Source organism: Labilibaculum sp., from assembly GCF_041595635.1.
Taxonomy (GTDB): domain Bacteria; phylum Bacteroidota; class Bacteroidia; order Bacteroidales; family Marinifilaceae; genus Labilibaculum.
The window spans coordinates 64,235-87,169 of the sequence record NZ_JBFHJW010000010.1; the positions used below are offsets into that span (position 1 = coordinate 64,235).

17 protein-coding genes and 1 pseudogene are annotated in these 22,935 nt (G+C 36.1%); 2 read left to right on the forward strand and 16 right to left on the reverse strand.

The features are described from left to right. The first annotated feature begins 143 nt into the window (after window positions 1–143). A complete protein-coding gene (locus ABYT26_RS04950) occupies window positions 144–1,469 on the forward strand; it encodes an ammonium transporter (protein ID WP_372751783.1) in 1,326 nt (441 codons plus the stop codon). Between the two features lie 66 nt (window positions 1,470–1,535). Here the strand turns inward: ABYT26_RS04950 and ABYT26_RS04955 are convergent, their stop codons facing one another. The 14 genes from ABYT26_RS04955 to ABYT26_RS05020 all read right to left on the reverse strand — a co-directional run bounded on the left by ABYT26_RS04955 (window position 1,536) and on the right by ABYT26_RS05020 (window position 20,480). Beyond that, a complete protein-coding gene (locus tag ABYT26_RS04955) occupies window positions 1,536–3,041 on the reverse strand; it encodes a glutamine synthetase family protein (protein ID WP_372751784.1) in 1,506 nt (501 codons plus the stop codon). Between the two features lie 512 nt (window positions 3,042–3,553). Continuing rightward, window positions 3,554–4,303 carry a DUF6515 family protein gene (locus ABYT26_RS04960; protein WP_372751785.1) on the reverse strand — a complete coding sequence of 250 codons (750 nt, stop codon included), beginning with the start codon at window positions 4,301–4,303 and terminating at the stop codon, window positions 3,554–3,556. A gap of 218 nt (window positions 4,304–4,521) precedes the next feature. Then, the gene (locus tag ABYT26_RS04965; RefSeq protein ID WP_372751786.1) at window positions 4,522–5,859 is read right to left on the reverse strand and encodes an NAD(P)/FAD-dependent oxidoreductase; all 1,338 of its coding nucleotides are present in this window, start codon (window positions 5,857–5,859) and stop codon (window positions 4,522–4,524) included. 261 nt (window positions 5,860–6,120) lie between these two features. Beyond that, window positions 6,121–7,176: a VOC family protein gene (locus ABYT26_RS04970; protein WP_372751787.1), complete on the reverse strand. Its 1,056-nt coding sequence runs from the start codon at window positions 7,174–7,176 to the stop codon at window positions 6,121–6,123. A gap of 34 nt (window positions 7,177–7,210) precedes the next feature. Further along, window positions 7,211–8,005: an SDR family oxidoreductase gene (locus ABYT26_RS04975; RefSeq protein WP_372751788.1), complete on the reverse strand. Its 795-nt coding sequence runs from the start codon at window positions 8,003–8,005 to the stop codon at window positions 7,211–7,213. A gap of 20 nt (window positions 8,006–8,025) precedes the next feature. After that, complete coding sequence (locus tag ABYT26_RS04980; RefSeq protein ID WP_372751789.1) at window positions 8,026–10,467, reverse strand: DUF5686 family protein; 2,442 nt, start codon at window positions 10,465–10,467, stop codon at window positions 8,026–8,028. Between the two features lie 8 nt (window positions 10,468–10,475). Continuing rightward, window positions 10,476–11,066, reverse strand: a complete 591-nt coding sequence (locus tag ABYT26_RS04985; protein ID WP_372751790.1) for a CDP-alcohol phosphatidyltransferase family protein — start codon at window positions 11,064–11,066, stop codon at window positions 10,476–10,478. A gap of 76 nt (window positions 11,067–11,142) precedes the next feature. Continuing rightward, entirely contained in the window at window positions 11,143–12,258 is a 1,116-nt protein-coding gene (locus ABYT26_RS04990) for an SDR family oxidoreductase (protein ID WP_372751791.1), read from the reverse strand. 67 nt (window positions 12,259–12,325) lie between these two features. Next, on the reverse strand, window positions 12,326–13,000 hold the full coding sequence (locus tag ABYT26_RS04995; RefSeq protein WP_372751792.1) for a diacylglycerol/polyprenol kinase family protein: 675 nt from the start codon (window positions 12,998–13,000) through the stop codon (window positions 12,326–12,328). Between the two features lie 13 nt (window positions 13,001–13,013). Next, a complete protein-coding gene (locus tag ABYT26_RS05000; protein ID WP_372751793.1) occupies window positions 13,014–13,739 on the reverse strand; it encodes a phosphatidate cytidylyltransferase in 726 nt (241 codons plus the stop codon). A gap of 14 nt (window positions 13,740–13,753) precedes the next feature. Next, window positions 13,754–14,536 carry a sulfite exporter TauE/SafE family protein gene (locus ABYT26_RS05005; protein ID WP_372751794.1) on the reverse strand — a complete coding sequence of 261 codons (783 nt, stop codon included), beginning with the start codon at window positions 14,534–14,536 and terminating at the stop codon, window positions 13,754–13,756. Between the two features lie 58 nt (window positions 14,537–14,594). After that, the gene (locus tag ABYT26_RS05010; protein ID WP_372751795.1) at window positions 14,595–15,362 is read right to left on the reverse strand and encodes an outer membrane lipoprotein-sorting protein; all 768 of its coding nucleotides are present in this window, start codon (window positions 15,360–15,362) and stop codon (window positions 14,595–14,597) included. A gap of 10 nt (window positions 15,363–15,372) precedes the next feature. After that, window positions 15,373–17,625 carry an RND family transporter gene (locus ABYT26_RS05015; protein WP_372751796.1) on the reverse strand — a complete coding sequence of 751 codons (2,253 nt, stop codon included), beginning with the start codon at window positions 17,623–17,625 and terminating at the stop codon, window positions 15,373–15,375. Window positions 17,626–17,855: 230 nt separating this feature from the next. Next, complete coding sequence (locus ABYT26_RS05020) at window positions 17,856–20,480, reverse strand: valine--tRNA ligase (protein ID WP_372751797.1); 2,625 nt, start codon at window positions 20,478–20,480, stop codon at window positions 17,856–17,858. A gap of 293 nt (window positions 20,481–20,773) precedes the next feature. Here ABYT26_RS05020 and ABYT26_RS05025 point away from each other — a divergent pair, with 293 nt between their 5' ends. After that, window positions 20,774–21,976, forward strand: coding sequence for a pyridoxal phosphate-dependent aminotransferase (locus ABYT26_RS05025; RefSeq protein ID WP_372751798.1), 1,203 nt, complete (start codon window positions 20,774–20,776; stop codon window positions 21,974–21,976). A gap of 109 nt (window positions 21,977–22,085) precedes the next feature. On the opposite strand, the gene ABYT26_RS05030 is transcribed toward ABYT26_RS05025, so the two are convergent. Further along, entirely contained in the window at window positions 22,086–22,583 is a 498-nt protein-coding gene (locus tag ABYT26_RS05030) for a DUF6174 domain-containing protein (protein WP_372751799.1), read from the reverse strand. 105 nt (window positions 22,584–22,688) lie between these two features. Then, a pseudogene (locus tag ABYT26_RS05035) lies at window positions 22,689–22,935 on the reverse strand (thioredoxin family protein); the annotation flags it as partial.

Below are 22,935 nucleotides of genomic sequence, written 5' to 3' on the forward strand. Positions count from 1 at the left end.
CCTTTAATTTGAACTACATCTTACATTCAATTAGGCAATTTGCCTTTTTTGACCTATTTTTAACGCTGAAGCGTAAAATTTGACGGACTACAATCCATAATCACACCAACCGGATTTTGTACATTTTATAAATCTTTATTGTAATGAAAAACAGTAAAAAGTGGCTTTATGCCTTCTTGCTACTTATTGTAGTGTCGATTATTGGAATATTTGTTCCTAATGTTGAATTTGGAGCTAGCGATCCAAATATTGTCTCGGGTGATGTCGCATGGATGCTAACCTCAACTGCTTTGGTTCTTCTCATGACCCCTGGACTTGCCTTTTTTTACGGAGGAATGGTAGATCCACGAAACATCATTTCAACCATTCTTCAGAGCTTTGTTGCCATGGGAATTGTAAGTATGATTTGGGTTCTTGTTGGCTTTAGTCTCGCATTTGGAGAAAGCATAGGACCCGAAGGTTTTGGTATCGTCGGCAATCCTTTTACCTACCTAATGTTTCAAAATGTTGGAGGACAAACTCATCCTGAAATGGCTCCAACAATTCCATTTGCTCTTTTTGCCCTCTTTCAATTAAAATTTGCCATTATTACTCCTGCTTTAATTACCGGGTCGTTTGCGGGAAGAGTAAGATTCAGATCCTACATGATTTTCATAAGTCTTTTCACGATTTTTATTTATGCACCATTGGCTCACTGGACCTGGCATCCTAATGGTTTCCTTCGCAATATGGGTGTTTTAGATTTTGCTGGAGGAACTGTTGTTCATATGTCTGCTGGTTTTGCAGCACTTGCCGGAGCCATGTTCTTAGGAAAACGTACAAAATCGAAATACAACGAAAAACGTTCCAACATTCCATTTGTTCTTTTAGGAGCAGGAATGCTTTGGTTTGGATGGTTTGGATTCAATGCTGGATCGGCACTTGAAGCCTCTTCTACAGCAGTGCTCGCCCTGCTAAATACCAATACCGCATCAGCCGCCGCCATGTTAACCTGGATTTTTCTGGATGGCGCACGAGGTCACAAACCTTCTGGGCTAGGAGCTGCAATTGGTTTGGTAGTAGGACTTGTAGCCATTACTCCAGCTGCAGGATTCGTAACCGTTGGAGCTTCCATCACTATTGGTGTGATCGCATCTATTGTGAGTAATTACGCAATCACTCTACAAGGAAAAACATCTTTAGATGATACCCTTGATGTGTTTCCTGCTCACGGAATGGGTGGAATTACAGGAATGATTTTAACCTCTGTTTTTGCCAATGAGGTAGGGCTCATACACGGAGAAATAAAAACTTTTATAATGCATCTTATAGCCTTGGTAATTGTTGGTGTATTCACTTTCGGAGGCTCATATATTCTGTATTGGATCACCAATAAATTTGTTAGCCTTAGAGTTTCGGAATATTCTGAAAAGAAAGGTCTGGATATTTCTCAGCACGATGAGTCTTATTCCTTTGCCTACAAAGAATAAAAAAGAAAAGTCCCGCAACCTAAGTTGCGGGACTACCCCCATTAAAAAACCTAATCATAGGTTGATTTACATACAGTGAATGTATTCATTTACAAACTCCATAATTTTATCAACGTTACCCATAATTCGGTCATTTAACCCATTATCTTCATATAATTTTAATTTTCTAACCACAGCGTTGATTCTTCCTTTGGGAAAAACTCCATTATTCTCAAAAATATCTCTTTTCCCGAGCAAACAGTCTGCACTTTCCCAACAACAAGTAGGCAATTGTTCTAAACGATCCAATTTACTTTTGTAACGAGCCGAAAAAATATCAATATCGGCATACAATTCATCAGCTACCTGCAAAGAGTTTTCCATTTCCAACCCATACTGACCTGCAACAATCAATCCAGCCACCAAAGAATAAACATCGGCAGAACCATCGGGCACTCGAAACTCAAAAGTCTGTTTACTCGAAAAATCTCTTGCATCATCTGGTTCTAAGGGGTTCACTCTCTTTATCATATCTGAAGCACCTACCCAACCTAAAGGAACACGCACCAAAACGGATCGATTTCGATCTCCCCAGCATACGTAGGTTGGCGCTTCCTGATGAGGAACCAAACGCAAGTAAGAAGTTGGAATGGTATTTCCAAAAGCCGTTAATGCTCCTGACAATTTCATGATACCAGCAATCATTTTCTTCGCTGTATCGCTCAACTTTCCATTTTGAATGCAAATATTTTTACCATCTTTTTCAACCAACATATGAATATGTAAGCCACTACCGGCCTTACCTACAGTGATTTTTGGCGCCCAACTTACCAATGCTCCTTCACGAGCAGCTAACATCCTCACAATCCATTTTGCAATAACCAACTGATCTACCGCATCTTCTGCTTCTATAGGCAAAAATTCTATTTCATGCTGCTCATAGCCATCCTCTCCCGACGAAAAATTTCCCACTTCGGAATGCGCATATTTTATTTTTCCACCACATTGCGCAATTAAAACCATGGCTTCGCGTCGTAAAAATTCCCATTTGGTAAAAGGCTGTGAACTATGATAACCCTTTTGATCACGATCAGGATATAAAGTATGATTTGGACTTTTAATATAGTATTCAAGCTCTCCCATTGCCTTAAAAGTAAGACCTGTAGATTTTTTGAACTCATCATGTGCTTTTTTCAGAATGTTCTCAGGAGCACTCTCCATAGGTTTCCCTTCTGCAGTATAAAACGAGCAAAGAATGTCTAAACTTGGAATTTCTGAAAATGGATTGACAAATGCCGTTTTAAATCTGGGGATTACATACAAATCGCTGGAACCTGCTCCTATATAGGAAAACAGACTTGATCCATCAACACGTTCGCCCGAAGACAAAATATTATCGAGATGACTTTTACCTGTAATGATAAAATTCAAGGTCTTTAATTTTCCATCTTCAGCAACGTAACGAAAATTAATCATTTTAATCCCGTTTTCTGCGATATATTTTACAATGTCTTTTTTTGTAAACTCACCACTTGGTTTCTGAAGGAACTGAACTAACTTGTTCGGATCCATTAAATATTCATCCCTTGTCATAAAAAACCGTTTTTAATTAGGTTACTGTCGCTTATTCCTTATTCTTAGATAAAATAGCCTAGTTTTCATTGAAAATCCAAGCAGAAATAAGAATTTTAGCCACACACAAAAAATGAACTTAAACATCAACAATAACAAGGCATACAGACATATTAACAACTCCCATCCTCAAGCAAAAAACCTGCTTTACAGCAGGTTTTCGAAATCGTTTTCGACACTTAAAATTTTCTTTTAATCGACACCCCCTTAAAAAGAATAGACCTCTCGCAAATAAAAACTACTTTTCTCTCCAATACACCCTCTTTTCGTCTAATCTAATTTAACAGGGGAAATATGAAATTCAAAAGTACCCCATCTACACACAAGCCAAGGACAAAACGTCATTTTTCATCTAAAAAGGATGTACTTTTGATTCATATTGACGTAAAATTATCTTTTTTCAAAAGTACACCCCTTATTTTTACACTTTAAGAACTTTCGTCCATTTCAATACTGTTAAATATATCTATTTGTTAAAATCGTAGCGATAAATGGATTCCAATTGGATTTTTTACAAGTTTAAAACCATTAGGATGCCTCACAAAACACAATTCTCCATTTGTATAATATTCATGACCCTGATGTGAAATCCAACGGCAATCTTCAGGCAAATGTGAAAAATATAAGGAACTTGGAGCTTCTACATGTACATAACCAACTTCTGGATAAAAACGATAATAATCTCCATCGGAATAGTAGTAATCACCATAATTATTTCTGATAACAAAAGGCGCTACTGCAAATCTTAAAATTACCCGACCATATCGATCGTGCTGATAACAATTATGTCCTCGATCATTATAAAAATGTTTGTAACGAGAATGAGGATACACCTGTTTTGGATACTTATGTCCCTCAAATCTATCTCTCGACAATGGATGAGTATAAACTACTCCTCGATTCCGATTCTTTTGATTTTTGTAGGCTTCTAAATTACGAGCTTGATTCCATTGCCTTTTTTTGTAGGAATCATTTTTACTGTAAGTTTTGGGCTGATTATAGGATTTGTACTTTTGATTGTTTGATCGAGCAGAATAATTGCTCTTATTGTAGTTTTCATTTTTATCCGACTTTTTTAAGCGAGTTGATTTTCTACTTTTCTCGTAAATTGTCTTATCATTCTCCTGAGATATACGCTGAGCGTTAGCAATTGTTGTACTCACCGAAATAGTTGAAACCAATACTATACTGGCTACCAACTTATACAATATAGACTTTTTCATGGCGCTTTTGTTTTTAGGATGTAAACCAGATAGCTCTCTCGCAGTTTAAATTTCAACCACTCATTCACTCTCATCTGGTTTTTACTATTGTCATCCTTTGGTAGGGATGAATCTTAAAAAGATAAAGTACCGGTATACTTTGTCTGATTAGAAACAAAGCTTGTGCCAAAAATAAGAGAAAGCATCAATCTCTAGTAAAATTGATGCTTTCAAGCTTACTAATTCATATTAATTTTTCCTCTAATAGAAGCTTTTTTTGTCGCTCGATCGGTAAAACTCCGCTTATCGGGTCTAATCAGAACTCGCAACGACTGATCCGAAGTCCAATAGTTCCAAATCCAATTGATTAAAATAAAAAAGCGATTCTTTACACCCACAATAGCCATTAAATGAACAAATAACCAAAGAATCCAGGCCAAAAACCCTTGTGTTTTCATTCCTGGCAAATCAGCAACAGCTAAATTTTTACCAATGGTTGCCAAAGATCCTCTATCCTTATAGTGAAAGTGTTTCATTTCCCTACCAACTTGAATATTTTTAAAATTTTTAGCTAGTACTCCTGCCTGCTGCAAACCAACCTGTGCAACCTGCGGATGTCCATTTTGATAATCACCTTCCTTTTGAAAAGCCAAATCGCCCAAGGCGTATACATTATGAAATCCTTTTACTTTATTGAATAGATCAACACGCAAACGACCACCGCGAGTGGCCGCCAACTCCGAAATTCCTTTTATCGGATTGGCAAGAACACCTGCAGCCCAAACCAAGGCATACGAATGAAACACCTCTCCATCGGCCAAACTAATTCTTAATCCATCATAATCGGCCACCCTAGCCTCTGTCTTTACAATTACGCCCAATTTTTCGAGATAGCTTTTCGCTTTCGCAGATGCTTTTTCCGACATACCGCTCAGCAATCGATCCGAAGCCTCGAACAGATATACATTCATCAAAGAAAAATCTAGTTCAGGATAATCTTTGGGCAAGATTTCTGTTTTCATTTCGGCCAAAGCTCCAGCTAATTCAACACCAGTAGGACCGCCACCTACCAATACAATATTCATATAGTTGGCTGCCTTTTTCGGATCAGCTTCATTCAATGCTTTTTCGTAATTCCGCAAAATTGAATTCCGAAGAAAGATAGCCTCGGATACCGATTTCATGGGAATTCCGAATTCTTCTATGTTTTTATTCCCAAAGTAGTTGGTATCTACTCCCGTAGCCAACACCAAATAGTCATATTTTAATTTCCCTAAACTGGTATATATTTCCTGCACATTGGGGTTAACCTCTAATAAATCGGCCATACGGAAGTGAACATTTTTTCGTTTTTGAAAAATCTTGCGCAATGGAAAGGCGATTGAACTCGGCTCTAGTCCTGAGGTTGCCACCTGATAAAACAAAGGTTGAAACTGATGAAAATTATTCTTATCTATTAAAACCACTTGATAAGATGTATTTACTAGTTGGCGAGCTAGCTTTAATCCGGCAAAACCGCCTCCAACAATTACAATTCTAGTTTTCCCATTTTCAGGAATGTGTTTTATGGTATCCATTTTCATGTCTCTAAGTAATTCTCTTTAAATCAGTCAAAAATCACCCTTTTAGGATTTAAGACTCTTTTATCCCCTACAAATTAAAGAATTATTTCTCTAATAGCCTAATTCACCAAATACAACAACCGATTGCATCTATAAATTAATTTTAAATGAAAATAATTTGCTGTTTTATCTCGTAAGAAAGAAGTACTCCATATCGTAAAAAATGCCGTTTCAAATGAATGAAACGGCATTACTATATGTTTGAATTGATATAAATCAATCTTTTATTCGATTAAATGCTAGGGTATTTACCATCCAATTAGGCAGTGATTTTTTAGGATTTCGACCTTTAAGTTTCATAAACCAACCTAATTTCTCAATGATAGGAAGTTTATGTGTTTCAACAAATTCGATCAATGTTCCATCAGGATCGGCAATGTAAGAAAAGTGGCCAGCAGCAGAACCCATATCAAAACTATCGGCACTATTAACAGTAAATGGAAAACCTTTTTCAGCACATTCATTTTGCAGATATTCCATTCCCTGAATATCAAAACACAAATGAATGTATCCAAGTTCACCCCAAATTCGATTCTCGAATATTTTGCGTGGCTTGCGGTCGATTGCTTGAACCAATTCAATTTGAGTAGGTCCCAACAACTTTCCAAATGGCCCGGTTCTGGGCTCATGCTTTAAAAGCACACGTCGGTATTTTTCTTTTCCTCCTGGCAATTCCACAAAATCGGTAAAACAACCCGACTCATCGTATATCACCTCGTTGTATTGTAAAATATCGGCATAAACACGCATTGCATTTTCCATATCCGAGACTCCAATTACAACACCAGCAACACCTCCTGTTACCGATTTCTGCTTCTTGTAATAGTTCGATTCCTCAACAACTTCGAATATGTTGTTGTAAGGATCCTTTAAATAGTAATGTTCATTTCCTGCAGGATCTTTGCTCAACTCACCCAAAATGGTAAACTTTTGCTCTTTGTGTTTGCGATATGCTCTCTGTACATCACGACATTTCATCTTATTGATAAAAATACCCGTATCGCCCAATTTCACATCAAAACAAGGAGCCTTAGGATTGATGTTGGTATGTTGCCAAATCTCAAAACCTCCGCCACCTTCCATATTCATGGCCAAAGCTGCATGCCGATCGCGTTCTTTACCATCGGTATAGGGTAACATTAATTTAGCAGTAGCAATATCTTCAAAAACATTAATATCCATACCAAATGCACTTCGATACCATTTCCATGCTTCATCAACATCTTTTACTCCAACTCCCACTTGTTGAATGCCACAAATATTTTTTTTCATAATATCTCTTATTTTATAGCAAGCTTTGAAGGCTTTAATTATTAATTCGGATTACTAATTTATGATATAAGGCCGGAAAAAATCGTCTGATATAAACCATCAGTAATTCTTTTTTCCCCACCAACAATTCTTTTTTATCCTTTTTTATGGCTCTCAGGATTTTACTCGCACATTCATTAGCCAACATTCCATGAGCCTGACCATCGTCCATTTTATTGTACGATTCGCCTGTTTCAATCAACGCATTGCGCGATATGTTGGTTTTTATTCTTCCTGGCGAAACAATGGTCACCTGAATATTGTCTTTGACCAATTCGGCTCGTAAAGATTCAAAATAACCTTGAAGCGCATGTTTCGATGCCGAATAAGCAGTCCGCCAAGGAAAACCAAATTTTCCAGAAATGCTACTCACAACAACAATATGTCCTGATCTATTGTTCAGCATTTGTGGCAACACCAATTTAGTTAAAGCCACAACACTAAAAAAATTCAACTCCATAATACTGCGATCGTTCATTAACGGTGTTTCCTTTGCAAGTGATCGTTGGCTTCTTCCTGCATTGTTGATAAGTAAATCAATTTTACCTGTTTGCTTCAACACGTCATTTACATTGACTTCCAACTGATCAACATTCGAAAGGTCCATTACCTGCAGCCAGCATTTTGATGTTTTCTGCAAACATTTCTCTCTAACTTGCTTTAGTTTTTTGGTATTGCGAGCAGAAAGAACAAGAAAAGCACCTTCGCGAGCAAAAGCATAAGCCAATTCTTCACCAATTCCCGATGAAGCACCGGTTATCCAAACGACTTTATTTTTGACTTCTTTCATGTAAACTATACTAACACCAATTAAAAACTCATCTCAGCTCTGAAAAATATCCCATTTCGATCGGTAAAATCTTCTCCTTCGAACTTTCCTCCTAATTGACGAACATATTCAACACGCAAAACTTTAAATATATTAGCCAATCCAAATCCTATTTCACCATAAGGCGTTTTTTTCTCATTCGAATAGTAATCAGGCAAATCAAACACTCCTTTGTAAGAATGATTCAATTTTCCATGATGAATTTTCAGGGAAACAATCTCTCTTAATTTCAATTCTTTAATCAGAGGAATCCGATTCAAAACAATACCACCACCATTTATATGCAAGTGAGTATTCATGTACAGATTATGAGCAAAAGACGCATGATGCAATAAATTAAATCGATATTTTGCATATCCTAAAGACATCGAGCCAACAGGCATATCGAGCAAATCGTAAGGAGCATCTCCAAATAAATAGCCACCATTCACCATGTAATTCATAAACACCTGTCCCATCACAATTCTTCCCTGAATCGATCCATTTAGTTGAGTATAAATTCCAAATTTATCATCACTATCCGAAACTGATGTTTTTCCAATATCAACACTTAAATTGATAATAGGAATTGGATTCATGTAGTAAACCCGATCAAAATAGTACTTGTCAAAATTCTGATGAAAAGTTAACTTATAATTCATCAGCACACCATAATTTTGATAACGAGTGTAGCTAACTCCATCCCGATCAAAAGACACATCAGGGGTGGTAGTACTCGATAAAAAGTAAGGAGAAAATTCAAAATGCATATCACTTTTTGTATGGTACTCAAACCTCATATCAAGCGATTTTTCTTCCTTGATATAGGGATTCTTCTCCCGAGTGGTAAATGATCCAATAAAGTTACTATTTCCCTTAATATTCGGATTGTTCTTTATAAATCGCAAATATTTATCTTGAGACACTAGATTGTAATCATCGGAATAGTTGAATCGCATAATGAACTCATCACTTTTTTGTGGCTGATAGATCAAATTCAATCCATACTTTAACTTTTTGCTTTTGGTTCCTACACCCAAAAATCCACCAATTGAAAAACGTTCCCACATTCGTTCATTGGTACGAAGTGGAGCGGTAATACGTGTTCCTTCCACTGTATTGGTTGTATAGATACTAAAAACAGGACCAATGTCGAATTTACCAGCTTTCATGTAACTACTTAACACGATTCCACCAATAGCATCAACACCTTTTACAGCTCTTTCCTGCTTCAATTTTCCAACCCGATCGTAATTTTCTTCCTCCACATCATTGGCAACGAATTCGGCTTGATTTTTCCAGGCACTTGCTTTTATTTCATTTAAACGCTGAGCAGTAGAATATCGAGTTGTTTTACTAATTAACCAGTTTCCACTACTCACATTATCCATTCGTTTAGAACTGTAATTGGAAAGGGAATCCTTATTAATTCGCAGAGACATATTCAGACCAACCTCTTGTTCCTCGTAGAACCATCCTCCTTCGGGACGCTTTTTGTATTTTACTTTCCCTTTAAATCCGTTCACAAAATTGAGGTTGGCTTGTTGAGGAATATTAGCCTCTATTTCGGTCAATGCGAAACTACCATCCTCAATGATAAAATGCCCTGAAAATAATGGGTTGTAAGGGTTTTTGGGAGCAAAAGAAAAGCTATAATACTTTATATCATCAACCATTGTACTATCGTTATAATACAAATGGTAGTACATCATAGCCGAATTACTCAACGGAGATATGAATCCTCTATCCAGAATGTTAATTTGATCCTTATAAAAATCCAAATCAACAACAACATTATCTAAAATCATAGATTCAATTGCTTGATTGAGGTTTGGAAAAATTCCATCTCTTTTTTTGAAAGCCACCGCAGAGCTGTCGTCCGTATAACTCATTGCTTTCTCTGCCAAATAGATCGGTGAAAAGCGAAGGCTTTTATCTTCCGACTCGAGCGTTACCTCGTTTATATCGGAAATAAATCGATTTACTTTAGATGCTGTATCAATAGCGATGTAAACAGTTGTATTTTCAACGCTTTTGTAATCGCTGATGTTCTGAATTTGACGACGATTTTCCTTTTTGTGCTCCTGAATCAGATCAAATAGCACTTTTGCTCGGGGAATTTTTGGCTTGACATGCACTTCGCTCAATTGCATGACATCATTTTCGAGTAGAATCTCAAACTGATAGTCACTTTTTTTTAATGCAATTTTTTCTGGCTTGTAACCAACCGATGATATACATAAAGTATCACTCTTCGGAGAGGTAATCTGAAAAAAACCATTCATATCCGTTGTTGTGCCCTGCGTAGTTCCATTGAGCCAAACATTGGCAAAGGGAATTGCTTCCTGACTGTCCTTATCTTTTACATAGCCTGAAATTTCTTGTGCAAAAATTCCAAAACTAAAAAGAGTAAGTAAAATACTTATTGTTATTTTATGCAACATTGAAGTTCTTATTTGCCCTCTTTTTTCATCAACCAGTACAATCCTTTTACACCAATTTTAATATCGTCAAGTTTAAACAAAACGAGGATTTTTTCAACATAAGCAATAGCACCCCAACCAATTGCCAAGTAGTACATCCATGGATAAAATCCAAAAACGAACAAAATAAAAAAGAAAATACTTTGAACATATCCGGCAGAAACGGCAGAATATAAATGCAAACCTGGAATTTTTCCAAAACGGAAAAAAGAAACAAAATAACTCAGTACAAATACAGTAAGAAAAATATAAAGAATCAATGCATGAGGCTCAATCTCGGTCCATTTAAAAACGAAAAGTCCGAACAATGCCATAGCATAAGTGCAAATATCTGCCAAGTTATCGAGAGCGGCACCAAAATGAGTTTGAAGTTTAAAGAAACGAGCAATATTTCCATCTAAAACATCGCTTACCAAACTAATACATAATAAAACAACAAATAAACTTTCCTGCTTCGTAAGTACGGTATATAAAATTACTGGAAATACTAAAAGTCGGTATAAACTAATTAGGTTTGGAACGTTTAAAACGCTCTCTCCTTTAACCATTATTTTTTTCATAAAATCTAAAATAAATTTTGCAAAGTAGATGCAAAACAAAAATTCAACAATTTAATTATTAATTAACCCTCAATATTTAACTCGCACGAACATAAACCTTTTTGCCTTTTTTATCAGAGAGGTTATCCAGAAAATACTCGAGCATTTTATGAATTGTGCGCTCATTTGCCTCGTAAGAACTAGAAGCCGAAATAAGATGATCAAGATTTTTCGTATCGAATCGCAGGTTGGTACCCACATAACTTCCGGTAAACGACATTCCAATAGAAATGATCCTCTCTACCACATTCATATCTTCCTTCTTGATGGATTCGGAAGGCTCGATATGAATGGGCAATAATTTGCACAGGCTATTTATAATGTGCTTATTTTCAGTCGAATTTTTAGCAATAAAATTCATGATAACAGGCAATTCCTGCACCTCTTTTGTTCTCATTAAATAACGAACTACCGTATCGATAGGAATCAGGTTTTGAGTTGATTCCGGATCAACCCGAACTCTTACCTTTGAATTTGGATTCCGAAGTGCCAGCCCGTGAACACGTTTGGCAAAGTCGAAAATTCCATAATCGGTTTTGGTTACCCCTGACTGATTATTTCCTACTACCTGCGACAAACGAAGCACATGTATATCTAGGTCCTTTGTCTCCCTATATTCCCGAATGATATTTTCGGCAAAGCGTTTGGATTGCTCATAGTAGTTACGAAATTTCGAAATGTCTTCATTCTCGTAAAATCGTTCTTCGAAAACACCACTAAATTTACCACAAGAGTAAGCAGTACTTATAAAAAAGAATCGGGAAGATTTATTCGAGAATTTGGAATAAACATTCAATGAATTTTTTACTCCATCGATATTGGTTGTAAATATTTCATCTTTCGATTTGAGATCATATTTTAAGCTAGCAGCAAAATGATAATAATCCACATCACCACTAAACAGATCTTCCAAAAGCTCTTGTCCCATTCCAAAATTATTATCTAAAAGTGAATACCCGTAAACAGTTAAATTTTCAGGCACTCTAAAATCAGCTTCATTAATTTCAGCAAGTGCATTCTTCATTCTATCTACGGAAGAACACTTGTTACTGTCTCTAACCAATGCTATTACTTCATAATCCTGCGTTAGTAATTCATTTATGAAATTAGAAGCCACATAACCGTTAGCTCCGTTGATAATTACTCTCTTCATCTTCTTTTCTTATTTACGATTCATTAACAGATGTATAATTTACGTATTTATTTTCACCGAATACACATCATAAAAATAAAACTAACATGAGCACAACACTTAAAGGTATTGTTAAGTTATCCGATCCTCTCCAACTGATAAATTCCGCCAAAGTACTCACCAATGCAATGGCAAAAGCAAGCCAAAACGTTTTTAAATCGAACAATTCCCTATTAAAATAAAGTGCTATTATACTAATCACGAAACTTGTAGCAAGGAATGCTCCTGAGCCAAGCCATGTTTTATTAAATTTATGTCCCAACAATTTTATTCGTCCATTCATTTTTTTAATATTCATTCCCAGGATTGCAGCCATTGGATCGCAAACACCCAAAATTACCATAGGCAGAACATAAATTATCTTCATTCCTAAACGACACGAAAGGTAAAATGTTAAGTAAATAGATAGAGGTAACAAATAGCTTCCTACCGATTTCCGTTTAATATCATGTATTGATTTTAACTTATTACTGTATTGGGTGATAAACAAAACAACACCAAACAGCAAAGCCAATACAAGTATATACCAATGTGATGTGAAAATGTACGGAAATGGCACTGTTGCCAAGCAAGCTGCAAAATGGGCAAATTTTCGCGTGATTTCTCCTTTTATATTTAGCCTCCTATAGTTAAGCTCATTAAATGCTAACAAAAGAGCTATTCCTACCAAATATACAAATGAAAGTACTACAATATTATTCATGCTTATTCTCTAATTAACTCAACAAATAAATATAAAATGCTCCCCAGGCACCTCCAGCAATAAGGCTATCAAATCGATCTAAAAACCCTCCGTGACCAGGAATCAGATTACTAAAGTCTTTCACCCTGTATTTTCGTTTGTAATAAGAAGCCGCCAAATCGCCTAAAAATGCAAAAAACACCACTCCAATAGCCATCGATAGCGTTTTAAGACTCACACCTTCATATAAATTACCCAATAGCAACGAACTAGCAATTGCAATAATGGCACCACCCAACAATCCTCCCAGTGTTTTATTAGGACTAATTGTCGGAAAAATTTTTTTCTTTCCAAATAGTTGTCCACTGATCTGACTAAAGCTATCGAAAATCGAAAGAATCAGGAAAACAAACAACATGACTTCCCAAGGCAAACCACTAAAAATGAAAAAGCCCGCCGCCAAAAAGATGAAAATAAGTAAAGACAACATAAAGAAAGCATTTTTCTTAGCAAGACTGAACGTTCTAAGTCTGACTAGTTCAAACGTGGAACAAAAAATAATTCCTACGGACAGAAATCTAAAAAATTCGGGTTGAATTATAATGCTAAAAAAGATGATGTGAATAATCAAAAAGTAGGAAGCAAACTTCGTATAACTCTTTTTGGCCACTTCGGGCTCTCTTTTTCGATTAATAAGATAAAAGCCAATTCCTCCCAAAACAAAATAAGTGAAGATAATGGCATAGATGATTTTAATCATTTCTCTCTGTTTTCCTAGCCAATGATCATTGCAATTCCAATTGCAACAATAACTAATGCATAAATATATTTAACTTTACTTTCTGATTTATCAGTTTTCACTTTCGACAATAAAAAAGGACCTAGCAAGGCTCCTATTGTCGATCCTATTGTTAGAAAACCAACCAAAGTAAGATCGATTGTTCCTACCAAAAAATGTGCACCTACAGCAAACAAACTATTCGTTAAAACCACCATTAAAGAGGTGCCAATTACCATTTTTAATGGAATATTCATGGAAAATAATCCAGCCAAAATAGGCGCTGTTCCACTGGTTCCAAATGTTCCGGTAATTAATCCGGCACACAAACCAAAGAATGATGCTTTTGCTTTTTCAAAAACTACAACACCATTTTTTTGTTCTGTGTTTGCTTGTTTAATGGTATTATAAATCATATGAAAGGCAATTAATATGGAATAAATTCCAAAGCCTACTTTCAATTGATTTTCGCTAATCAAACTCGTTATGCCTGCACCTACAATTGCACCCATTATTCCTGCAATAGCAAACAAAAAGCCAATACGAGGATTTACATTCCCTTTACGATAATGCGATGCAGTACCAATAATACCAATTGGCAAAGTAGCCACCAACGATGTAATAACTGCAGTTTGAGCGGGAACCCCAAGAAACAGAGTTAATATTGGCAGAAAAAAAAATCCGCCACCTCCGCCTAGCATGGTTCCAAACAATCCAATAATAAAACCCAACAAAGGTAATAAAAAATAAAAAGTCTCAACAGATGAATGAAAAATCATAGCAATTAAATTAATATAGTTACATAACTATCTATGTACTAAATTATGTATGAACTAATTAAGATTTATTACTTATAATTTGAAAATCTGCATCATTCATTTTTTGCACATATTCCAACGAACGAACCTTCATTTTCGAACTCTTACCTGATTTTGAATTACTTACACGAATCAATTTAGGATAAAACTTGCCATTTGAGTTGTTCACCTTCATGTAATCAGATAATTCAGTTAGGCTTTGCAATTGGTCCTTACTATCGTATTTCTCAACACGCAATAAATATTCTTCCTTTACCGATACAAAAGCAATTGCATACTCGTCCTCATCTGGCTTTAGCACTTTAATTTTGTGACAACTTATACCGTTAAGATTTGTATTTCCGAGAAGAGAAAATGAATAATCAGATTCGACAATAGAGCTGAACTGTGTAATTGGAATTTCACTTCCCATCAACTTTAAATTTCGATTATTTGCTCTGAATTTTTGAATTTTACCTGTAGCTGGCATATATATTTCAATAATCCCTTTTTTATCCAAGTAATTGGTAGTTAGTATTTTTGTTCCTTTTACTTCATCAGGAGCAGTAATTTCGATCATCACTTTTTTCTCCTGATTAAATTCGCCAAAAGCAACCGACAAGGATTTTGATTTTATATTTCCTTTTTTATCCAGTATTTCCAGATCGAGGTCCAAACAAACATTTTTAAGAGATAGTTTTTGTTTCGAGTTTTCGAAAAATTCTCTTGCTTTTACATTATCGATAGTCGAAGCCAATAGACTATTCGCACCAACAAATAAGCACAAGAGGAAGAATATATTTTTCATATCAAGTAATTTACTTTGGTTCTAAAAATTGAGGTTTGCTTACTACAATTACAGCCGGAATCAGCAAAAGAGCACTAATCAGGCAGGAAAAAATAGAAACAACAACCAGTACGCCAAAAAAGCGAAGCGGTGCAAAGCTTGAAAAAATCAGAATAGAAAAGCCGACAATTACAGAAAAAGCATTGAAAATAATTCCTCTTCCGGCGGTTTTCAATGTATTCACAATTGCCTGTTTACTATCGCTCAAATCTGCATACTCCGATTTGTACCTCCACAAAAAATGAATGGTATAATCAACACCAACACCAATCATTATTGAGGATAACAATGCGGTTACAATATCTAAAGGAATGCCTAAAAAGCCCATTAAACCGAACAAAAACAGACTTGATAAAACCAATGGCAAACTTCCTTTCAGGCCAGCAATCATAGATTTAAAAATTAAAGCCAATAATACAAAGATAATGAGCAAAGCCATTAGTAACGATTTTATTTGCCCAGAAATTACCATATCGGCAATCTGAATTTTGGAAAGACCTGGTCCGGCAATACAAACAAGATTTGGATCATTAGCTGTTAGCTCTCCCAAAGCTTTTAAAATTGACTTCATTGTTTGGTTACTTCCATCTGTCATACTAACCAAAATTCTGGCATGCTCATAATTGTAATCAATCAATTGAGAAACCGAGCCGTCGTAGCCACTCATAGCTAATAGCTCCATATATTGTAGCGCCTCATCTTCGGACGTAGGCAATGCTTCATAACCCAATTCGTTGGGCATATACATTCCTTTACTCAATTCTTTAAAAAAGGTACTTGGCGAAATAATGTGACCCACGTGAGGAACTTTACGGATTTCCTCGGTATATTTTTCCATTCGGTGCAGCACTTCTGGCGACAAAACATCACCCTGAAATAATATAGACACATATTGAGAGCCTCCGAATTTTTCATTGACCAATTCAATCCCCTTTTTAATATCCGATTTTCCTATAAAATAGCTTTCCACATTGGTATCTACCTTTAAAAAGAACAATCCCGTTGAACTTAGCAAGGCAACAAGAACAAAAGTAACAATCACTCTTTTCGGATAAACATTTACCCACTTTGCAAAAAGATCAAGAACATAGGTCATGAAAAACTTTTTGTGGATTTTCTTTAGCTTTTTATCTTTCGGAATTGGATAAAAACTCAATAAAACTGGCACCAAAAATAAGCTCATTAAAAGAGCCAATCCGATACCTACAGCTGCCAAAACACCAAGTTGGGCTGCAGGTGGCATTTTATGAGACAGCAAACCCAAAATTCCACCAATTGTGGTTAAAGCAGTGATCAGAATCGGTTTGCGTAATTCGTAGTAGATTTCGATGACAATTTCCTTCATGCTTCTGCCCTGCGAATCTTCTACTTTTTCCTGATACAAATTAATTAGATGAATGCTATAATCGTTGGCTATTGCAATCAACATAATTGGCAATAAAATCGTGATCAATGAAATTTCCCAACCAATAATTGCCATCAAGCCAAAGGAGAATAGAATAGATAAAATAACCACTACAAAAGGAATAAAAACCCCCTTCCACTCCCTGAACGCAAAAAATAGCATCAAAAGCATTAGTACGATCGCACCGGGCAAAAGCGTGAGCAAATCATGTTTAATGTATGATTTTATCGATTGTCTTACGTAAGCCAATCCACCAATATACACCTCCTCATCACCCGGATTATTCTCAATAACATTTTTAATTCCCTGAATCATCAACTTGTCATCAATCTCTGTTGATTTACTTATAATAATTGCCGTTGCAGTTAGATCCTGAGACACAAAACGTTGTCCCATTTCATTCTTTAAAATTCTTTCTGTTAGCAGCAATAATTCCTCTTTTTCTTCTGGTATTTCGTCAACAATCGGATTAAAACTTGTAATTCCATCTTCCAATTGAATCTCGATTACATCGATTAGCGACATGCACCTTTCCACTCCATCCAAACCCTGCAGCTCATCGGTTAATTTAAGGATACGATCGTAAGTATCTGGATTAATAATTCCCTCTTCATTTGTAAGAATCAGCAGTAACTTTTCACTTCCGCCAAAAATACTATCTAACTTTTCCAAATAAGCTCTGTTCCCAACTCCAGCAGGAATGTAATCGTTAAAACTTGGATTGATTCGAAGTTTTGAAAATTGCCCCACCGAAAAAACAGCAAGAACAACAACACCGATCAGTAATAAAATTCGATATTTATGAATTAATTTACTCACAATTAATTGATATACTTTTGTTTACTATTTGTGTTTATTGAATGTATTTTAGCGCGTAAAATTAGATAAATTTAACTAAGCAAATGCATTTTATTCGAAGATTTTAGGATTGTTAACATTTACAATAAAATATGCTGAGCAGAATCAAAATGTCAACATAAAATTAATTTAAAAAAATATGCCGTTTCAAATGAATGAAACGGCATAAGTATATAAGGAGATGATCTCTTTTAGTTCATGCTGGCAATACGATCTTCTAAAACTTTAATTTTAGCTTCGGCATCGGCCATTTTCTTTTTCTCAATCTCGATTACTTTAGCAGGAGCATTATTTACAAAACGCTCGTTGCTCATTTTCTTCTGTACCGACATCAAGAATCCTTGAGTATATTTCAACTCATCTTCCATCTTTTTAATCTCTTCTTCAACGTTCACAAGATCGCCAAGAGGAATAAAAAACTCAACAGCATTTACAATGAACGACATTGCACCCGTCATTTCACCTTTAGCAGTCGAAATCTCTTTCAGGTTACACATTTTAGCCACTACACAATCGAAAGAAGAATCGTAATTATCTCCTTTTGCTTTGTAATTCATTTCTAATACTTCCTTGAAAGCAATATTTTTCTGCTTACGGATATTACGAACAGCTACAATCACTTCCTTCACCTGCTCAAATTTTGCTAACAAATCAGCATCATAAGAATCTGGTTTAGGCATCACTGAAACCATAATGCTATCCTCCTCGGAACGATCGGCAAGTAACTGCCAAATTTCCTCGGTTAAGAAAGGCATAAATGGATGTAACAGCTGCATCAACTTTTCGAAAAGAGCAACTGTTGAATCGAAAGTTTTTTGATCGATTGGCTGCTGATAAGCTGGCTTCACCATCTCTAAATACCAAGATGAAAATTCATCGCGGAATAAAGTATAAACAGTCATTAAAGCTTCGCTGATACGATATTGTTTAAACTGCTCATCCAACTGTTCCATAGTGCTATTCACACGAGCATGAAAAACTTCAGTTGCTATGCGTGCATATTCAGGCTGTTCTATATCGGCAACTTCCCATCCTTTAACCAATCGGAATGCATTCCAAATTTTAGTGGTAAAGTTACGACCTTGTTCTGGCAAGTTCTCGTTGAAAAGCAAGTCTCCACCCGCTGGCGAACACAATAACATTCCTACACGAACCCCATCGGCACCATATTTTGCAATTAAATCTAGTGGATCAGGAGAATTACCTAGTGACTTAGACATTTTGCGGCCCTGCTCGTCACGAACAATACCTGTCAAATAAACATTCGAAAATGGTTTTTCTCCTCGGTACTCATATCCTGCAATTACCATACGAGCAATCCAGAAAAATAGAATATCGGGTCCTGAAACCAAATCGTTAGTTGGGTAATAATATTTAATTTCTTCGTTTTCAGGATTACGAATACCATCGAAAACAGAGATTGGCCATAACCAGGAAGAAAACCATGTATCCAATACATCCTCATCCTGACGTAAGTCTTCTGCCTGATATGTTTTTCCTGTTTTAGCTGTTGCCGCCACAAGAGCTTCCTCTATTGATTTTGCAACTACGTGTCCACCTTCAGGCAAATAGTAAACCGGAATACGCTGTCCCCACCACAACTGACGAGAAATACACCAGTCTTTCACATTATCCATCCAATGGCGGTAAGTATTCTTGAACTTAGCTGGATGCAATTGAATATTATCATTCATCACATGCTCCAAAGCTGGCTCAGCCAATTCCTTCATATTTAGGAACCACTGCATACTCAACTTAGGCTCAATAACTGCATCGGTACGTTCCGAGAAACCTACTTTGTTCACATAGTCTTCTATTTTAACCATGCTTCCTGCAGCTTCCAAATCAGGAAGAATCAAATCACGAACTTCGAAACGATCTTTACCAATGTAAAGCTGTGCAGCTTCGCTCATGGTACCGTTATCGTTAAAAATATCGATGGTTTCCAAATTGTGCTTGTCGCCAATTTCATAATCGTGAATATCGTGAGCAGGAGTAATTTTTAAAGCTCCCGTACCAAACTCCATATCCACATATTCATCCTGAATAATAGGAATAGAACGATTTACCAAGGGAACAATACACCGCTTGCCTTTTAAATGAGCAAAACGCTCATCCTTAGGGTTCACACAAACAGCAGTATCACCTAAAATGGTTTCTGGACGAGTTGTTGCAATGGTCACATACTCATCTTCGCTTCCTTCAATTTGATATCTCAAATAATACAATTTCGATTGCAATTCCTTGTGGATCACCTCTTCATCAGACACAGCAGTTTGTGCAGAAGGATCCCAATTCACCATACGAACGCCACGGTAAATTTTTTCTTTTTTATACAGATCAATAAAAACATCAATAACCGATTCGTATAAGGATTCATCCATGGTGAAAGCTGTTCGCTCCCAATCACAAGATGCACCTAATTTCTTCAATTGCTCAAGGATAATGCCCCCATGCTTTTCTTTCCATTCCCAAGCATGTTTCATAAACTCATCACGAGTAATATCTTCTTTAGAAATTCCCTCTAGCTTTAGCTTGTTCACCACTTTTGCCTCGGTGGCAATAGATGCATGATCGGTACCTGGCACCCAGCAGACATTTTTTCCCAACAATCTGGCTCTACGAACCAATACATCTTGAATTGTATTGTTCAGCATATGCCCCATGTGTAACACTCCGGTGACGTTTGGTGGAGGTATTACGATTGTATACGCCTCTCTCTCGTCTGGTACTGAGTGGAAGAATCCTTTATCCATCCAATACTTATACCACTTGTCCTCCGATTCTGCAGGATTGTACTTTGTTGGGATTTCCATGTGTTTAACTAAAATTTAAAAATCTATACTATTAAAAAAATTTGGGTCAAAATTAAGAAAATCTAAGCGATTAATCCCCAATAAAAAGCAACAATCTGGAAGAAAGCGATCTAGAATACTTAAGTAAAAAAAAATATTTGGTTCACAACCCTATAATATCAACTAATAACCAGTTAATTAATATGTAGTTTTACAATCTAAAAAGGGATTTATAAAAGCGTTGAAAATCATTTTTTTTGGATTGAATTTTACCTAATTTTGCGAAACAAACACAACACATAAACACCAATCATATGCCTAAAATATCAGATAAAGGAAGATTAATGCCTGAGTCACCAATTCGTAAATTGGTTCCTTATGCTGAAGCTGCCCAAACTGCAGGACGAGTTGTATATCAATTAAACATCGGACAACCGGATATTAAAACCCCGGAAATTGCGATGGAAGCCATTCGAAATTGCACCGAAAAGGTCATTGAATACTCTCATTCAGCGGGAAATCATTCCTATCGAAAAAAATTGGCTAAATATTATCAGAACATCGGAATTGATGTTGATGAAAACGAAATGTTGATTACTACAGGAGGATCGGAAGCCATTACTTTTGCTTTGATGACCTGTATAAATCCTGGTGATGAAATTTTAATTCCAGAACCTTTTTATGCCAATTACAATGGTTTTGCTGTTGCTGCCGGTGTAGTTGTTAAGCCAATTACCTCGAGCATCGAAAATGATTTTGCTTTGCCTAGTATTAAAGAGTTTGAAAAATTGATGACTCCGAAAACAAAAGGTATTGTTATTTGTAATCCAAACAATCCAACAGGATATTTGTATTCAAAAGAAGAATTGAATCAGTTGCGCGAACTCATTTTAAAGCACGATTTATACCTTTTCTCTGATGAAGTTTACCGTGAATTCTGTTACGATGGCGAAGAGCATTTCTCGGCCATGAAACTAGAAGGTGTAGAACAAAATGTTATTTTAATGGATTCGGTATCGAAACGTTACAGCGAATGTGGTGTGCGAATTGGTGCAATGATTACCAAAAACAAAGAGGTGATTTTTACCGCTTTAAAATTTGCACAAGCACGTTTGTGTCCTCCTGCTTTTGGTCAAATTGCTGCCGAAGCATCTTTGGATACTCCTCCGGAATATTTCGATGAAGTGTATAAAGAGTACATTGCTCGTCGCAATTTTACGGTCGCGGCCTTAAATAAAATGGAAGGCGTTTACTCACCTACACCTAAAGGAGCTTTTTACACCGTAGTAAAACTTCCAATTGACGATGCCGACAAATTCGCCCAATGGATGCTAGAGGATTTTGAATATAAAAACCAAACAGTAATGGTTGCACCGGCTTCGGGATTTTACGCAACACCTGGTTTGGGTAAAAATGAAGTTCGAATTGCCTACGTATTGCAGAAAGAAGAGCTAGCTAAAGCCATGGAAACTCTTGCTGTAGCATTGAAAGTTTATCCGGGAAGAACACTATATTAAAGGGTAAAGGAAAAAAAGGTAAAGTTAAAAGAAAACTAACTTTACTGATCTATAAAAGAACGGCTCCAAAATTTGGAACCGTTTTTTATATTCGTATTTTTTAGAAGCACTAATTCGTTGGTTCAAAATTGGTAATATATTGATAGAAATTCCATAACCCATCGTACCCTTCAGGAATGTGATAAATATAACGAACCTCTTCGGGATAAAAATATTCCTCATTGTAAATAACTTCAATTTCTTCGAGATAAGCATCACTTGTAGACTCAAGACCTTCATTCTCCTCATAAGTTGATCGGATTTCAGCAAATAGATCATCTATCAGATACTTCTCTGAACCTTGAATCCCATTTTCGACCAAAGCAACAGCAGATTCTACTTCTCCATTAACCATCTCAATTCCAATATCAGACGACATTCCTGTACCAGAACAACCCGAGTTGGAATATTCATAACTATAGTTTTGTAAGTTTAGTTGATTCCAGTTGTTTAGGTTCTCAACAAATTCATCTTCATCGAAATCGATGCTTCCCGTATCATTCTCATCGTCGCAGGAAATCAGACATAGAGAAATGAACAAGTAAAACAGTAGTAATTTTGGTTTCATAGTGGCTTTTTTTAGTACAATCAGTTTATCAGATAGATAACTAACAACTAATCTGCTTTATATTTAACTTAATTAAAACTACAAAAAAACACTAAACAAAAAAAATTATATTAAATCACAAGAATCTGCTGGCATCCAATGTTTATCTTTCCCATCCCATTTTACATTGCAGCCAATCGGGTTGGTTACTGGTACCGAAACTTCTTTGCCCGCCAAATATTCATCAATGGCTCGTTCTAAATCGCGAACCTGCACTTTTGAGGTATCTCTGGGATTATCAACCGCTCTACCTGTATAAATCAATTTTCGAGCTTCATTAAACAAATAGAAATGGGGAGTTCGCAGTGCTCCG

Excerpts from the sequence above, each read along its gene's own strand:
- ABYT26_RS04970 (WP_372751787.1), bottom strand. The coding sequence starts at position 7,176 with ATGAAAAAAAATATTTGTGGCATTCAACAAGTGGGAGTTGGAGTAAAA.
- ABYT26_RS04950 (WP_372751783.1), top strand. The coding sequence starts at position 144 with ATGAAAAACAGTAAAAAGTGGCTTTATGCCTTCTTGCTACTTATTGTA.
- ABYT26_RS05000 (WP_372751793.1), bottom strand. The coding sequence starts at position 13,739 with ATGATTAAAATCATCTATGCCATTATCTTCACTTATTTTGTTTTGGGA.
- ABYT26_RS04955 (WP_372751784.1), bottom strand. The coding sequence starts at position 3,041 with ATGACAAGGGATGAATATTTAATGGATCCGAACAAGTTAGTTCAGTTC.
- ABYT26_RS05025 (WP_372751798.1), top strand. The coding sequence starts at position 20,774 with ATGCCTAAAATATCAGATAAAGGAAGATTAATGCCTGAGTCACCAATT.
- ABYT26_RS04965 (WP_372751786.1), bottom strand. The coding sequence starts at position 5,859 with ATGGATACCATAAAACACATTCCTGAAAATGGGAAAACTAGAATTGTA.
- ABYT26_RS04960 (WP_372751785.1), bottom strand. The coding sequence starts at position 4,303 with ATGAAAAAGTCTATATTGTATAAGTTGGTAGCCAGTATAGTATTGGTT.
- ABYT26_RS05010 (WP_372751795.1), bottom strand. The coding sequence starts at position 15,362 with ATGAAAAATATATTCTTCCTCTTGTGCTTATTTGTTGGTGCGAATAGT.
- ABYT26_RS04980 (WP_372751789.1), bottom strand. The coding sequence starts at position 10,467 with ATGTTGCATAAAATAACAATAAGTATTTTACTTACTCTTTTTAGTTTT.
- ABYT26_RS04995 (WP_372751792.1), bottom strand. The coding sequence starts at position 13,000 with ATGAATAATATTGTAGTACTTTCATTTGTATATTTGGTAGGAATAGCT.
- ABYT26_RS05030 (WP_372751799.1), bottom strand. The coding sequence starts at position 22,583 with ATGAAACCAAAATTACTACTGTTTTACTTGTTCATTTCTCTATGTCTG.
- ABYT26_RS05005 (WP_372751794.1), bottom strand. The coding sequence starts at position 14,536 with ATGATTTTTCATTCATCTGTTGAGACTTTTTATTTTTTATTACCTTTG.
- ABYT26_RS04985 (WP_372751790.1), bottom strand. The coding sequence starts at position 11,066 with ATGAAAAAAATAATGGTTAAAGGAGAGAGCGTTTTAAACGTTCCAAAC.
- ABYT26_RS04975 (WP_372751788.1), bottom strand. The coding sequence starts at position 8,005 with ATGAAAGAAGTCAAAAATAAAGTCGTTTGGATAACCGGTGCTTCATCG.
- ABYT26_RS05020 (WP_372751797.1), bottom strand. The coding sequence starts at position 20,480 with ATGGAAATCCCAACAAAGTACAATCCTGCAGAATCGGAGGACAAGTGG.
- ABYT26_RS04990 (WP_372751791.1), bottom strand. The coding sequence starts at position 12,258 with ATGAAGAGAGTAATTATCAACGGAGCTAACGGTTATGTGGCTTCTAAT.